A 14,166-nucleotide genomic window follows, 5' to 3' on the forward strand; every position below is an offset into this window, starting at 1 on the left:
TCCGTCGTGTCAGAGCGCGTCGGGGCCGCGCTCGCCGGTCCGGACCCGTACGGCAGTGTCGACCGGGACCGACCAGACCTTGCCGTCGCCGATCTTGCCGGTGCGGGCCGCCTTGACCACGACGTCGATCAGCTGCTCGGCGTCGTCGTCCTCGACCAGCACCTCGATGCGGATCTTGGGTACCAGGTCGACGGTGTACTCGGCGCCCCGGTAGACCTCGGTGTGGCCGCGCTGGCGGCCGTAGCCGCTGGCCTCGGTGACGGTCAGGCCGTGGACCCCGAAGGCCTGCAGGGCCTCCTTGATCTCGTCGAGCCGGTGCGGCTTGACGACGGCGGTGATGAGCTTCATGCGTCCACCTTCTTGCTCTGGGCCGACGCGGCCGCGGAGGCGGCCGGCGGGGCGGTCGTCCGGGCGGCACCGCCGCCGGCGCCGCTGAAGTCGTATGCGGTCTCGGCGTGCTCGGCCTGGTCGATGCCGGCCACCTCGTCGTCCTCCGGCACCCGCATGCCGATCGTCCTGTGCAGGACGAGGGCGAGGAGGGCGGAGACGACCAGGGAGTAGGCGAACACGCCGAAGACGCCGGCGCACTGCTTCCAGAACTGGTCCAGGCCGCCGCCGTAGAAGAGGCCCTGGGCCTCGGACTGGCCCTTGCCGGTGGCGAAGAGGCCGACGAGGAGGGAGCCGAGGATGCCGCCGACGAGGTGGACGCCGACGACGTCGAGGGAGTCGTCGTAGCCGAACTTGTACTTCAGGCCGACCGCCATGGCGCACAGCACACCCGCGATCAGGCCGACGGCGATGGCGCCGAGCGGGGAGACGGCGCCGCCCGCCGGGGTGATGGCGACCAGGCCGGAGACGGCGCCGGAGGCGGCGCCCAGCGTGGTGAAGGCGCCGTGCCGGATCTTCTCGTAGGCGAGCCAGCCGAGGACGGCGGCGCCGGTGGCGACCTGGGTGTTGACGAACATCAGAGCGCCGACGCCGTCGTCGTTGCCGAGCCAGGAGCCGGCGTTGAAGCCGAACCAGCCGAACCAGAGCAGGCCGGCGCCGAGCATGACCAGGGGCAGGCTGTGCGGGCGCATCGGGTCCTTCTTGAAGCCGACCCGCTTGCCGATGACGAGGATCACGCCGAGCGCGGCGGCGCCGGCGTTGATGTGCACGGCCGTGCCGCCGGCGAAGTCGATCACGCCGAGTTCGAAGGCCCAGCCGCCGGCGCCCCACACCCAGTGGGCGACCGGGAAGTAGACGATCGTGGCCCACAGGGCGATGAACAGCGCCCAGGCCGTGAACTTCACGCGGTCCGCGAGGGCGCCGCTGATCAGGGCGGGCGTGAGGACGGCGAACATCAGCTGGAAGACCAGGAAGACGAAGACGGGGATGGTGTAGCCGTCCCAGAGCTCGGTCAGGCCGATGTTGCTGAGGCCGACCCAGTCGGAGTTCCAGCCGACGAGGCTGCCGGTGTCGGTGCCGAACGCCATGGAGAAGCCGTACAGCACCCACAGGACGGTGACGATGCCGAGGCTGATGAAGCTCATCATCAGCATGTTCAGGGTGCTCTTGACGCGGACCATGCCTCCGTAGAAGAAGGCCAGGGCCGGGGTCATGAGCATCACCAGGGCGGAGCAGATGAGCATGAAGCCCGTGTTGGCGGCAGAGAGCTCCGTCTCTGCGGCGAGCGTGATGGCTGGAGCCATCGGCGTCTCCTCGTCGTTGGTACGGCCCCGTGCGGGCGAAGCCTGAGCGGGCGGCGGGCTGTGAGGGGTGGGCCGGTTATGCGCCATGAGATTGGCGCAGCGCGGTTTCGGTGGGCGCCCCTCGCTGTTTCGCCGCCGTGACGAAGGCGCTGTGCGTGTTACGCGTGGATGAACAGCCGGTTCGCGAACCGCGTCACCGCTACCGTCACCCGCCCTTCCCGACGGCAGCCGCAACCCCCACTTGAGCAGCCCCCACGGCGAGCGACCACCTCCGCGAGAGCGGCGCCGGCTCAGGCGCGCAAAGGGGCCCGGCCGCGGCGGGCCTCCGAGTGACCTGGCATGGGGGAGCCGAGTCGGGCAGTTCGGGAGGGCCGGCCGCGGCCGGGGCTGGTGGGGGAGGTCAGACCGCTTCGGCGGTCTCGGGCAGCTCGACGGCGAGCCGTTCGGTGAGGTCGACGACCTCGCCGAGGTCGCCGAAATCGCGTACAGCCGTGTCGACGGTCTTGCGGATGCGGGTGTTGACGCGTTCGGAGCGGACCTTCTTGGCGATTCTCATCGCTTCGACGGCCAGGACGGTGCTCTCCTCGGGCTCGCGGCGCAGCAGGTGCACGGTGGCCATGCCGATCAGGTTCAGCGCGTACGAGCGCTGGTGCTCGTCGTCCTTGGCGAACAGCTCCACCGCGCGGCGCATCAGCGGCTCGGCCAGGGACGCGTAGGCGGGGCTGCGGCCGGCGACGTAGGCGAGATCGCGGAAGGAGTGGCTGTTCTCCCCGTGCAGCTCGGCCTCGGAGAAGAAGCGGATCCAGTCGGGGTCCGGCTCGTCCCACTCGTCGGCCTCGGTGTAGGTGTCCTCGGCCATGCGCACGGCCCGTTTGCAGCGGCCGGGCTGTCCCATGTTGGCGTAGGCGCGGGCCTCCATCGCGTACAGCATCGACTGGGTGCGGGGGCTGGCGCAGTCCCGGCTGCCGTACTGCGCGAGGTGGATCAGTTCCAGGGCGTCGTCGGGCCGGCCGAGGTGGATCATCTGACGGCTCATGCTGGAGAGGATGTACGAGCCGAGCGGCCGGTCACCGGCCTCCTTGGCGGCGTGCAGGGCGAGGACGAAGTACTTCTGCGCGGTGGGCTGCAGTCCCACGTCGTACGACATCCAGCCGGCCAGCTCGGCGAGTTCGGCGGCGACCTTGAACAGTCTGGACCGGGTGGCGTCCGTCTGGGGTTCCTGCAGGAGGTCGGTCACCTCGTGCAGCTGGCCGACCACGGCCTTGCGGCGCAGGCCGCCACCGCACTGGGCGTCCCAGCGGCGGAACATCACGGCGGTGGACTCCAGCAGGTCCAGCTCCGGCCTGGACAGGCGGCCACGCGCGCGCGTGGCAGGCGCGGGCTCGTGTCCGGAAGCGGTGGCCGGCGGCGCGGGGACGAGCCAGCGCTGCATGGGCTCGATGAGGGACGGGCCCGCGGAGAGGGCGAGCGAGCTGCCGAGGAAGCCGCGCCGGGCGAGCATGAGGTCGCTGCGCGAGAACTCGCTGAGCAGGGCCACGGTCTGCGGGCCCGTCCAGGGCAGGTCGACGCCGGTCGCGGAGGGCGTCGGGCGGGTGGAGCGCAGGCCCAGGTCCTCGACGGAGACGACGACGCCGAAGCGCTCGGAGAACAGCTCGGACAGGATCCGCGGGATCGGCTCGCGCGGATTCTCGCCGTCGAGCCATCGGCGCACGCGTGAGGTGTCCGTGGAGATGTGACCGGCGCCCAACTGGCGTGCCCGGCGGTTGACCTGGCGGGCCAGTTCACCCTTGGACCAGCCGCTGCGGGCGAACCAGGAGGTGAGCAGCTCGTTGGGGCGCTTGTCAGCAGGCGACGCGCTTGCCGCGCTCGTACCGCTTCCGCCGTTGCCGCTCACTGGAACGCCCCCATCTCTGAGACCACCTGTCGCTGAGTGCGCCAAGCCCTATCAGAATGCCGGTGGTTACGGTCGTCCGTCCGGCGGATGCCACCCTCCGAACGGAAAGCCGCATTGCCTCCGGCATACCCACAAGGGCATGTGCCCCAAGGCTCCATGCACACAAAGTAATCCGGTGATCACGGTCCAGCCATGGCGATTGCGGAATCGCCACCATTCGCCACCCCTTCGGATGAACTCCCAGTGGTCTGCGCACGATTCACTTGACACAGGCCAACCGGGAGTCGGTGCAACGGTGCACGCCGGGGCGCGCACGGTCGGGCACACCACCCGGAGTGCCTCCGAACGCTGCGTGAACCGCGCCGGACTGGGGAGTTGGAAGCAGAGAGTCACGTTTCACGTCCGCTGCGTAACCGCCGTTGCGTCGACCCGTTGGAGGGGGCATGGGCTTCACGATCGGCATCGGCGGCAGTCGGGGTATGCGGGACATCCGGTCCGGCGCACGTCGCCGAGGCCGCGCGTCGGAGTGCACCGTCGTGGCCGAGTTCACCGGACTGTGGGGCTGGTCCGTGGTGCCGGGCGCCCGGGCCGCCGCGGGCGTCTGCTCGTGCGGTCGGCGCGACTGCCCGGAGCCCGGCGCGCATCCGCTGGGCTTCGCGCCGGAGGTGCCCGCCGGTGCGACGCTGGACGAGGCCGGCGAGGCCTGGGGCCAGTTCCCCGGGGCCGCGGTGATGCTGCCGGTCGGACGGTTCTTCGACGTCATCGAGGTGGCCGAGCCGGCCGGGCTGCGGGCACTGGCCAGGCTGGAGCGCATGGGCCTGCCGCTCGGCCCGGTCACGGTGACCCCGCAGGGCCGCTCCCACTTCTTCGTCGCTCCCGGCGCCGCCGCCGAACTGCCCCGGCTGCTCTACCGCATGGGCTGGGACGACCCTTCCGCCCTGGACCTGCGAGGCCTCGGCCCCGGTACGTACATCACGGCCCCGCCCTCCGACCGCGGCGGCCTGGGACCGGTGCGCTGGCTGCGTCCGCCGGCCCTCGACTCGGCGACCAGGCCGCCGGCGGCACGGCTGCTGCTGGGAACACTGGCGTACGTGGCCCATCGGTCGCGGGCGTAGGCCTCCGGCCGCGGTCGCGGGCACCGCCGGCATCGTCGTCATCGGCGCCACCGGCATCCTCGGCATCGCCGTCATCGGCACCGCCGGCATCGCCCGTCATCGGCACCACCGGCACCACCATCCGCACGTCGAAGGGCGGGCCGCCCGGCAGCAAACGGGCGGGCGCTTCCCGCGCGCGTGCGCGGCACGCTCTGACGGCGGCACGCTCTGACGGTGAGGTGCTCTGACGGTGAGGTGCTCTGGCTGGGGGCGGGGCGCACCGCGGCCCGGCAGGCGGCACGATCCGCCGCCGAACGCTCCGCCCTCGAAACACCCGGTGCCGGGTGCACCCTCGGGACACGGGTCCCGCAGGCGTCGTGCCCGTCCGGGCCGGGCCCGGCCCGGACGGCGCCAAGGGCGCGCGGCCTCCTGGGACACGCTCCAGGAGGCCGCCCGAGCCAGGAATCCCATCCCTCCCTCCAGGGAGGCTTCAGGGAGGGAGGAGTCAGTCGCCGATAAGGGCATCCACGAACGCCCCGGGCTCGAACGGCGCCAGGTCGTCCGCGCCCTCGCCGAGCCCGATCAGCTTGACCGGCACGCCCAGCTCACGCTGCACGGCGACCACGATGCCGCCCTTGGCCGTGCCGTCCAGCTTGGTGAGCACGATGCCGCTGATGTCGACGACCTCGGCGAAGACCCGCGCCTGGATCAGGCCGTTCTGGCCGGTGGTGGCATCGAGGACGAGCAACACCTCGTCCAGCGGCGCGTGCTTCTCCACGACGCGCTTGACCTTGCCGAGCTCGTCCATGAGACCGGTCTTGGTGTGCAGGCGGCCGGCGGTGTCGATGAGCACGACGTCCGAGCCCATCTCCTTGCCCTCCTTGACCGCGTCGAAGGCGACGGAGGCGGGGTCGCCGCCCTCCGGGCCGCGCACGGTGTGCGCGCCGACCCGTTCGCCCCAGGTCTGCAGCTGGTCGGCGGCGGCGGCACGGAAGGTGTCGGCGGCGCCGAGGACGACGCTGCGGCCGTCGGCGACCAGCACGCGGGCGAGCTTGCCCGTGGTGGTGGTCTTGCCGGTGCCGTTGACCCCGACGACCATCACGATGCCGGGCTTGCTCGACGCGGGCTCCGTCTTGACCTCGCGGTCCATCTCGGGCCCGAGGAGGGTGATCAGCTCTTCGCGCAGGAGGCCGCGCAGTTCCTCGGGCGTGCGGGTGCCGAGCACCTTCACACGCTCACGCAACCGCTCGACCAGCTCCTGGGTGGGCTGCACGCCGACGTCGGCGGTGAGCAGCGTGTCCTCGATCTCCTCCCAGGTGTCCTCGTCGAGATGCTCCCGGGAGAGCAGGGTGAGCAGGCCCTTGCCGAGGGCGTTCTGCGAGCGGGAGAGGCGGGCACGGAGCCGGACCAGACGGCCGGCGGTGGGCTCGGGAACCTCGATCTGCGGGATCTCGAGCTCTTCGACGACGGGCGGCTCCTCGACGGTGGCGGGAGCGGTGCCGCCGTCCGGGAGGTCGACCTCCTCTATCGTCCGGCGCGTTTCGTCGCGCGGCGTCTCGGCCTCTTCGCCGACGTGGGGTTCGGCCGGAGGGGCGGTGATGTCGGGCGCGGCGGGGGGCGGCGGAGGCAGCTGCTTCTTGCGGCGGCTGCCCACGATCAGCCCGCCGAGCGCGCCGATCACGACGACGGCGATGACTACAGCAAGGATGACGATTTCCATAACCCGTCCAGTATCAGTCATGGGTCCCCGGAGACCGCCCCTTGTGACTTCCTCCAAAGGACAAAGGCCACTGGAAGGAAGGAGTCGGATCAAAGTACGATGGAGGAGGCCACGTCAACGCGCGTAGAGTCCCGACCGCCCCCTCTTCTCCCACGATCGAGGCACGGACCCCCCACATGAGCAAGACCGCCGAGACCGAAGGCGCCCTGGAAACCCGTGGCATCGAGCAGGTGCCCGATCACGAGCGCACCGCCCGGACCCGTGAGCTTTTCCCGACCTGGGTCGGCGCCAACATCAGCGTGCTGCTGCTCACGATGGGCGCGAGCCTGGTCGTGGCATACCGGCTCAACTTCTGGCAGGCCCTCGTCGTCGCGGGCGCCGCACCGGTCGTGTCGTACGGACTCGTCGGACTGATCGGCATCGCGGGCAAGCGCGGGGGCGCTCCCGGCATGGCGCTGTCCCGGGCCGTCTTCGGGCAGCGGGGCAATCTGCTCCCGGGTTCGCTGATCTGGATCGCCCGCTGGGGATGGGAGACGATCAACGCGGTGACCGGCGCCTACGCGCTGCTCACCGTGCTGGACATCGTGTTCGGCATCCGCGCCAACGGCGTGCTCGACATGGTGACGCTGCTCGCCTTCGTCGTGGCCACGTTCGCGATCTCCGGGCTGGGCATCAACGCCGTGCAGAAGTGCAACAAGTACGCGGCGTACCTCTTCGGCGCCTTCTCGGTGCTGGTCCTCGCCTACCTGGTCGTCGACACCGACTGGTCCGCGGTCTTCGACCGGTCCGCCGGTTCGGTCGCCGCGATGATCACCGGCGTCGGCCTGATCGCGGCCGGCGGCGTCAGCTGGATCCCGTCCGCCCCGGACTTCACCCGGTACCTGCCGCGCACGGCCTCCTCGAAGGGGATCGTGGGCGTGACCATCGGCGGCGCCGGCATCGTCGTACTGCCCATGGTCCTGATGGGCATGGTCATGGCCGTCTCCACGCCCGACCTGGCCTCGGCCGCCGACCCGGTCTCCTTCCTCGGCGAGATCCTGCCGACCTGGATCGCGGTGCCCTACCTGCTCATCGCGCTGATCGGCATGCTGCTGATCAACTCGATGTCGATGTACTCGGCCGGCTTCACCGCGCAGACGCTGGGCATCAAGGTCCCCCGGCACTGGGCGGTCTCGGTCAACGCCGTGATCTCGCTGGTCTTCGGCGGGGTGCTGATGCTGGTGGCGACCAGCTTCATGGGCTCCTTCATCGCCTTCCTGTCGCTGCTCGCGGTCGCCTTCTCCGCCTGGGTCGGCGTCTTCGGCGTGGACATGCTGCGCCGCAGGGAGTACGACGGCGAGGCCCTCGCCGACACCGGCCGCACCAGCGCCTACTGGTACCGCGGAGGCTTCTCCCCCGCCGCCGTCGCCGCCTGGGCGGTGGGGCTGGTCGCGGGCCTGATGTTCACGACGTCCGACTGGTTCACCGGTCCCCTCGCCGCGAACAACGTCATCGGCGAGTACGGCCTCGGCTGGGTGGCCACGGTGCTGATCTCCGGCCTGCTGTACGCGGTGCTGCCGAAGCCCGCCGTGGTCGTCCCCGCGTCGGCTGCCTCGGACCGGACCGAGCGGCCCGAGGCAGCGACCGTCTGACGTACACGGCCGACGCCCCCTTCTCCACCCGGCACCGAGGACTGCTTCTCGAGCGGCACCGGGTGGGGCGAGGGGCGTCGCGCTCCGTACCCCCGCCGCCCGTGGCCCCGCCGCCCGTGGCCCGCCGCCCGTGGCCCGTGGCCCGCCGCCCTCGACGGCGATAACCCGTTACCCGCCCCGTCCCGGGGTGGTCACCCGCGTCCATGAGCCTGCTGGTGAAGGTCTTCGTCGGCAACCGGACGGTTCCAGGCGTTTCCCTGACGAGGACGCCTACAACTCCGGCGGCTTCGAGTCCTGGCGCACCACGGTGTGGGGGTCGGACCTGGTTCGCTCGCTGGGCGCCCGCCTCCTGCCGGTCCTGGCCGAACGGGATCTGGACGTGGAGCACAGGCAGGTACCGGACCTGTTGCGCGAGGTCGCCCTGCTGCGGTCCCATCTCGACCGGATAGCGGCCGGCACCGACCACCCTCGGTCGGTGCGGGAACACCGCGGTCAGATCGAGGACCGGCTGCGCATCATCGACGAGTCCGCCCGGCAGGCCCTGGAGATCGGCGGCGGAGTCATCATCTGGTGAGCCGGCCGCCGGACGCGCACGTACGACACCGCCGCCCCCGGTCCGGGCGGTGAGCCGGGACCGGGGGCGGCGGACGGTACGAGGAGAGGGGCAGCGGGGACTTGGCCCTTCTCCCCGAGTGCGGGGGTGGGGCGGTCAGCCCATCTCCTCCAGGGCCTTGCCCTTCGTCTCGTTCACGAGCTTCAGGACGAAGGGGATGGAGAGCGCGGCGAAGATCGTGTAGATCACGTAGGTGCCGGAGAGGTTCCACTCGGCCAGCGACGGGAAGCTCGCGGTGATGGCCCAGTTGGCGATCCACTGCGCGGAAGCGGCCACGCCCAGCGCGGCGGCGCGGAGCCGGTTCGGGAACATCTCGCCGAGGAAGACCCAGACGACCACGCCCCAGGACAGGGCGAAGAAGAGGACGAACAGGTGGGCGGCGATCAGGGCGACCCAGCCCTGGGTGGCCGGGAGCTTGCCGTCGACCAGGTCGAAGGAGAACGCCCAGGCCTCCAGTGCCAGGCCGATCACCATGCCGACCGAGCCGATGAGGGCGAGCGGCTTGCGGCCGATGCGGTCCACGAAGATCATCGCGATCACGGTGCCGACGATGTTGATGATCGACGTCGTGAAGGAGTAGAAGAAGGACTGCGTCGGGTCGACGCCGACCGACTGCCACAGCGTCGAGGAGTAGTAGAACGCGACGTTGATGCCGACGAACTGCTGGAAGACCGACAGGCCGATACCGATCCAGACGATCGGCTTGAAGAAGAAGCTGCCGCCGAGCAGATCCTTGAAGGAGGACTTCTCCTCGCGGTGCATGGCGTGCTCGATCTCGGCGACGCGGGCGTCGAGGTTCACTTCCTTGCCCTCGACCTCTTCGAGGATCTGCCTGGCGCGCTCGTGCTTGCCGACGGAGATCAGGAAGCGCGGCGACTCGGGGATGGCGAAGGAGAGCAGGCCGTAGAGGACGGCCGGGATGACCATGACGCCGAGCATGACCTGCCAGGCCTCCAGGCCCATCAGCTCACCGCGCTGGTCACCGCCGGCGGCGTTCAGCAGACCCCAGTTGACCAGCTGCGACACCGCGATACCGACGACGATCGCGGCCTGCTGGAAGGAACCGAGCCGGCCTCGGTAGGCAGGCGGGGAGACCTCCGCGATGTATGCGGGGCCGATCACCGAGGCCATGCCGATGGCGAAGCCGCCGACGACGCGCCACATGGCGAGGTCCCACAGCGCGAAGGGCAGTGCGGAGCCGATGGCGCTGACGGTGAAGAGGACCGCCGCGATCTGCATGCAGCGGATACGTCCGATGCGGTCGGCGATGCGGCCGGCGGTCGCGGCACCGATGGCACAGCCGATCAGCGCGATGGCGATGACCTGGGCCAGTAGCGCGGAGCCGACGTCGTAGCGGTCCCGGATGGCCTCGACGGCACCGTTGATCACGGAACTGTCGTAACCGAACAGGAAACCGCCCATCGCGGCGGCCGCCGCGATGAAGATGACGTGCCCGAGATGATCGGGGTGAGCCGTCCTGGCTCCTGATTTGGGTGCCTGCGATGTGCTGGCCACGTGTACTCCTCGGGCTACCGGCAACGCTGCCGGGGTGGTTCGCCTTCGAGATACCGATAAAAGGAACCTGAAGGTAAAAGCAACGTTGCAGAGACTATGCCTTCAAGTATCGAAGTCAATAGGAAGAGAGCTGTGAGTTTGGCGATGCAGGGAGGGGTTACGTGTTCAAGAGTTGAAGCTAACGTGCTCGGAGCTAGCGCAACCGCTGGCTGATGACCTTCGACACACCGTCGCCCTGCATGGACACGCCATACAGCGCGTCGGCGACTTCCATCGTGCGCTTCTGGTGCGTGATGACGATCAGCTGCGACGCCTCCTGCAGCTCCTGCATGATCCTGATCAGCCGCTGGAGATTGGTGTCGTCGAGCGCCGCCTCGACCTCGTCCATGACGTAGAACGGGCTGGGCCGCGCCTTGAAGATCGAAACGAGCATCGCCACGGCGGTCAGCGAGCGCTCCCCGCCCGAGAGCAGCGAGAGCCGCTTGACCTTCTTGCCCGGCGGCCGGGCCTCGACGTCCACGCCCGTGGTGAGCATGTTGTCGGGGTCGGTCAGGATCAGCCGCCCCTCGCCGCCCGGGAACAGCCTGCCGAAGACGCCCTCGAACTCCCGGGCCGTGTCCCGGAAGGCCTCGGTGAAGACCTGCTCGACGCGTTCGTCGACCTCCTTGACGACCTGGAGCAGGTCGGCACGGGTCTTCTTCAGGTCCTCGAGCTGCTCACTGAGGAACTGGTGCCGTTCCTCCAGCGCCGCGAACTCCTCCAGGGCCAGCGGATTGACCTTGCCGAGCTGCTGGTAGGCGCGTTCGGCGGCCTTCAGGCGCTTCTCCTGCTCGGCGCGGACGAAGGGCCGCGGACGGTTGCGCGGGTGGTCGGGGTCCTCGGGGAGCACCTCGCCGTCGGCGGGGGGCGAGGGCGGCACCATCTGATGGGGGCCGTACTCGGCCGTGAGCCCCGCCGGTTCCACACCGAGTTCCTCCAGCGCCTTGGTCTCCAGCTGCTCGATGCGCAGCCGCTTCTCGGCGCCGAGTACCTCGCCCCGGTGAACTGAATCCGTCAACTTGTCGAGCTCCGCCTTGAGGTCGCGCCCGGCGGTGCGCGCGGCGGTCAGCTCCTGTTCGCGCCGGGTCTTGGCGGCCTCGGCGGCGGTGCGCTCCTCGTCGGCGCGGGTCAGGGAGACCTCCACGTGCGCGAGCAGCTGCCGGGCGCCGGCGGCGACCGCCTCGGCGACGGCCGCCTCGTGCCGCAACCGGGCCCGCCGCTGCTCGGCACGCGCGCGTGCCTCGCGTTCCGCGCGGGCGGCACGGTCCAGGGAGTCGGCCCTCCCGGCGAGGCCCTTGACCCGCTCCTCGTGGGTACGGACCTGGAGGCGGGCCTCCATCTCGGTCTGGCGGGCGTTGGCGCCGTCGGCGGCGAGCCGGTCGCGTGCGGAGGTGTCGGGCTCCTCCTCGACCGGCATCTCCTCCGCCACGGCGAGCCGCTCCGCCAGCTCCTCGACGTCCATCAGCGCCTTGTCCAGCGCCTCCTGCGCCCGGGCCGCCGCGGCGGCGGACCGCTCGGCCTCCCCGGCGGCGCCCCGCGCCTGCCCCGCGAGCCGGCCCAGCTGCTGGGCCACGGCGGACTTCTCCCGGTCGGCGGCCCGGCGCCGTTCCCCCAGTTCCTCGACGAGCGCGGCGCACTCCCGGCGCCGCTCGCCGGCGGCGGCCTGCGCCTCGGCGAGCCGCTCGCACCGCACGCCCAGTTCCTCCAGCTCGGCGGCGGCCTGGTCCACGGAGGCCTGCACCTCCAGCAGGCTGGGCGCCCCGGCGGACCCGCCCTGCGCGAAGTGGGCGCCCAGCAGGTCGCCCTCGGCGGTGACGGCGGTCAGCTCCGGATGCGCGTAGACGAGGTCCTCGGCGTCCTCCAGGGTGGCGACGACGACCATCCCGCGCAGCAGCCGGCGTACGGCGGGCATCAGGTCGGCCGGTCCGCGGACCAGGTCGGCGGCGTACGGCGGTCCCTCGCCACACGGCTCCCGCGCCATGTCGTCGGGGGCGCCGGCGAGCAGCAGGGCGGCCCGGCCGGCGTCCTGCTTGCGCAGCAGGCGGATGGCGTCGGCGGCGGCTGCCGGGGAGGTCACCGTGAGGGCGTCGGCGGCGGCGCCGAAGGCGGTGGCCAGGGCGACCTCGTGGCCGGGCGTCACGGTGAGGAGCCCGGCGGCCGGGCCGAGCAGGCCGGTGAGCCGGTCCTTGGCGGCGAGCAGCGCGCCGGTACCGTCCTTGCGGCGCAGTCCGAGGGCGAGAGCCTCACGGCGGGCGTGCGTCGCCGCGCGCTCGCGTTCCGCCGCGGTGGCCGCCTCGCGGGCGGCGCTCAGGGCTGCCTCCGCCTCGGCCAGCCCACGCTTGGCGGCCTCGTGCCGCTCGGCGAGTTCCTGGTCACCGGCGTCGAGCCCGTCGACCTCGGCCTGGAGCGCCTCGTACTCCTCCTGGGCGGCGGCGGCCCTCTCCCGGGACTCGTCCCGTGCTTCGGCCAGCCGCTCGATCTCGGCCTGGGCCGAGGCGGCGCGGGAGCGGGCGGTGCCGACCTGGCCGCTGAGCCGGGCCAGCCCCTCGCGGCGGTCGGCGATGGATCGGGCGACGTCCTTGAGGCGGCGTTCCTCCAGGGCCAGTGCGCGTTCGAGGTCGGCGCGGTGGGCGACCGTGTCCTCCAGCGCGTGCTCGGCCGCCTCCAGGGCCGCTTCGAGTTCGGCCTCCTGCTCGCGGACGCGGGCGGCCTCGCGCTCCAGTTCCTCCGGATCGCGCCCGCGCCGCTCCTCGGGGGGAACGGAGGTGGCGCTCTTCACGCGTGCGTCGGCCAGCGAGATGGTGCCGCGCACCCGTTCGGCGAGCTGGGACAGCTCGTACCAGGTCTGCTGGGCGCGCTGGAGGCGCGGAGTGAGCCTGCGCACCTCGTCCTCCAAGTCCGCCTCGCGGCGCAGCGCCCTGCCCAGCTCCTGCTCGGCGGCGTCCTTGCGTTCCTTGAGCGCGGCCTCGTCGGCGATCTCGGCCTGGAGCGCCTCGCGCAGCCGTACGAGGTCGTCGGCGAGGAGCCTGAGCCGCGCGTCCCGGAGGTCGGCCTGGATGACGGCGGCCCGTCGCGCCACCGCCGCCTGCCGGCCGAGCGGCTTGAGCTGGCGCCGCAGCTCGCCGGTGAGGTCCTGCACGCGCGCGAGATTCGCCTGCATCGCGTCCAGTTTCCTGAGCGCCTTCTCCTTGCGCTTGCGGTGTTTGAGGACGCCCGATGCCTCCTCGATGAAGGCGCGGCGCCCCATCGGGTCGGCGTGCAGGACGGAGTCGAGCTGGCCCTGACCGACGATGACGTGCATCTCACGGCCGATGCCGGAGTCGGAGAGCAGTTCCTGGATGTCGAGGAGGCGGCAGGTGTCGCCGTTGAGCTGGTACTCGCTGCCGCCGTTGCGGAACATGATCCGCGTGATGGTGACCTCGGCGTACTCGATGGGCAGCGCCCCGTCGGAGTTGTCGATGGTCAGCGACACCTCGGCCCGGCCGAGCGGCGGGCGGCCGGTGGTGCCGGCGAAGATGACGTCCTCCATCTTGCCGCCGCGCAGTGACTTGGCGCCCTGTTCGCCCATGACCCAGCTGAGCGCGTCGACGACGTTGGACTTGCCCGAGCCGTTCGGACCGACGACGCAGGTGATGCCCGGCTCGAACCGGAGCGTGGTCGCCGAGGCGAACGACTTGAACCCGCGGAGGGTCAGGGCCTTCAGGTGCACGCCGTCGGACTCTACCTTTCACGGGTGTCTCACTCCATGAACGGGTGAACCGCCGCGGTTTCACCAGTGAACGTCCAGGGCACATCAGACGTTGAAGAGGGTGAAAGGATGCGCGGGGGAGAAAAAGACGGCCGGACGGCGGAGGCGGGCGAAGGCGGGGGCAAGAAAGAAGGGACGCCGAAGCGTCCCTTGCAGACTCTGACACCTGAGCGGTTTTACGGGCAAGCCGAACCACTGCTGTGCCGTAGTGGAGTGATGCA

Annotated in this window: 9 protein-coding genes; 3 read left to right on the forward strand and 6 right to left on the reverse strand. The window is 71.1% G+C overall.

Annotated features, from left to right (window positions below):
- Positions 1-9: 9 nt before the first annotated feature.
- The 3 genes from ACP4J0_RS20880 to ACP4J0_RS20890 all read right to left on the reverse strand — a co-directional run bounded on the left by ACP4J0_RS20880 (position 10) and on the right by ACP4J0_RS20890 (position 3,585).
- Positions 10-348, reverse strand: coding sequence for a P-II family nitrogen regulator (locus tag ACP4J0_RS20880; protein WP_142192909.1), 339 nt, complete (start codon positions 346-348; stop codon positions 10-12).
- Positions 345-1,691, reverse strand: a complete 1,347-nt coding sequence (locus tag ACP4J0_RS20885) for an ammonium transporter (RefSeq protein WP_426600182.1) — start codon at positions 1,689-1,691, stop codon at positions 345-347. The genes ACP4J0_RS20880 and ACP4J0_RS20885 overlap by 4 nt, the downstream gene beginning before the upstream one ends.
- A gap of 400 nt (positions 1,692-2,091) precedes the next feature.
- A complete protein-coding gene (locus tag ACP4J0_RS20890; RefSeq protein WP_426600183.1) occupies positions 2,092-3,585 on the reverse strand; it encodes a hypothetical protein in 1,494 nt (497 codons plus the stop codon).
- Positions 3,586-4,028: 443 nt separating this feature from the next.
- Between ACP4J0_RS20890 and ACP4J0_RS20895 the strand changes: the two genes are divergently transcribed.
- Positions 4,029-4,700 carry a bifunctional DNA primase/polymerase gene (locus ACP4J0_RS20895; protein WP_426600184.1) on the forward strand — a complete coding sequence of 224 codons (672 nt, stop codon included), beginning with the start codon at positions 4,029-4,031 and terminating at the stop codon, positions 4,698-4,700.
- Positions 4,701-5,184: 484 nt separating this feature from the next.
- Here the strand turns inward: ACP4J0_RS20895 and ftsY are convergent, their stop codons facing one another.
- Positions 5,185-6,399, reverse strand: coding sequence for a signal recognition particle-docking protein FtsY (ftsY, locus tag ACP4J0_RS20900; RefSeq protein WP_426600185.1), 1,215 nt, complete (start codon positions 6,397-6,399; stop codon positions 5,185-5,187).
- 176 nt (positions 6,400-6,575) lie between these two features.
- Between ftsY and ACP4J0_RS20905 the strand changes: the two genes are divergently transcribed.
- Positions 6,576-8,030, forward strand: a complete 1,455-nt coding sequence (locus ACP4J0_RS20905) for a cytosine permease (protein ID WP_426600186.1) — start codon at positions 6,576-6,578, stop codon at positions 8,028-8,030.
- A gap of 187 nt (positions 8,031-8,217) precedes the next feature.
- Positions 8,218-8,604 (forward strand): hypothetical protein, encoded by a 387-nt coding sequence (locus ACP4J0_RS20910; protein WP_426600187.1) that lies wholly within the window; start codon positions 8,218-8,220, stop codon positions 8,602-8,604.
- A 135-nt stretch (positions 8,605-8,739) separates the two neighbouring features.
- On the opposite strand, the gene ACP4J0_RS20915 is transcribed toward ACP4J0_RS20910, so the two are convergent.
- Both ACP4J0_RS20915 and smc read right to left on the reverse strand, forming a co-directional pair.
- Complete coding sequence (locus ACP4J0_RS20915; RefSeq protein ID WP_426600188.1) at positions 8,740-10,158, reverse strand: sugar porter family MFS transporter; 1,419 nt, start codon at positions 10,156-10,158, stop codon at positions 8,740-8,742.
- Positions 10,159-10,351: 193 nt separating this feature from the next.
- Positions 10,352-13,906, reverse strand: coding sequence for a chromosome segregation protein SMC (gene smc / locus ACP4J0_RS20920; protein WP_426600189.1), 3,555 nt, complete (start codon positions 13,904-13,906; stop codon positions 10,352-10,354).
- Between the last annotated feature and the right edge of the window lie 260 nt (positions 13,907-14,166).

The organism is Streptomyces sp. WG7, from assembly GCF_049975785.1.
Classification (GTDB): domain Bacteria; phylum Actinomycetota; class Actinomycetes; order Streptomycetales; family Streptomycetaceae; genus Streptomyces.

Coding starts and splice junctions, on each gene's coding strand:
- ftsY (WP_426600185.1), bottom strand. CDS start 6,399: ATGGAAATCGTCATCCTTGCTGTAGTCATCGCCGTCGTCGTGATCGGC.
- ACP4J0_RS20885 (WP_426600182.1), bottom strand. CDS start 1,691: ATGGCTCCAGCCATCACGCTCGCCGCAGAGACGGAGCTCTCTGCCGCC.
- ACP4J0_RS20895 (WP_426600184.1), top strand. CDS start 4,029: ATGGGCTTCACGATCGGCATCGGCGGCAGTCGGGGTATGCGGGACATC.
- ACP4J0_RS20905 (WP_426600186.1), top strand. CDS start 6,576: ATGAGCAAGACCGCCGAGACCGAAGGCGCCCTGGAAACCCGTGGCATC.
- ACP4J0_RS20880 (WP_142192909.1), bottom strand. CDS start 348: ATGAAGCTCATCACCGCCGTCGTCAAGCCGCACCGGCTCGACGAGATC.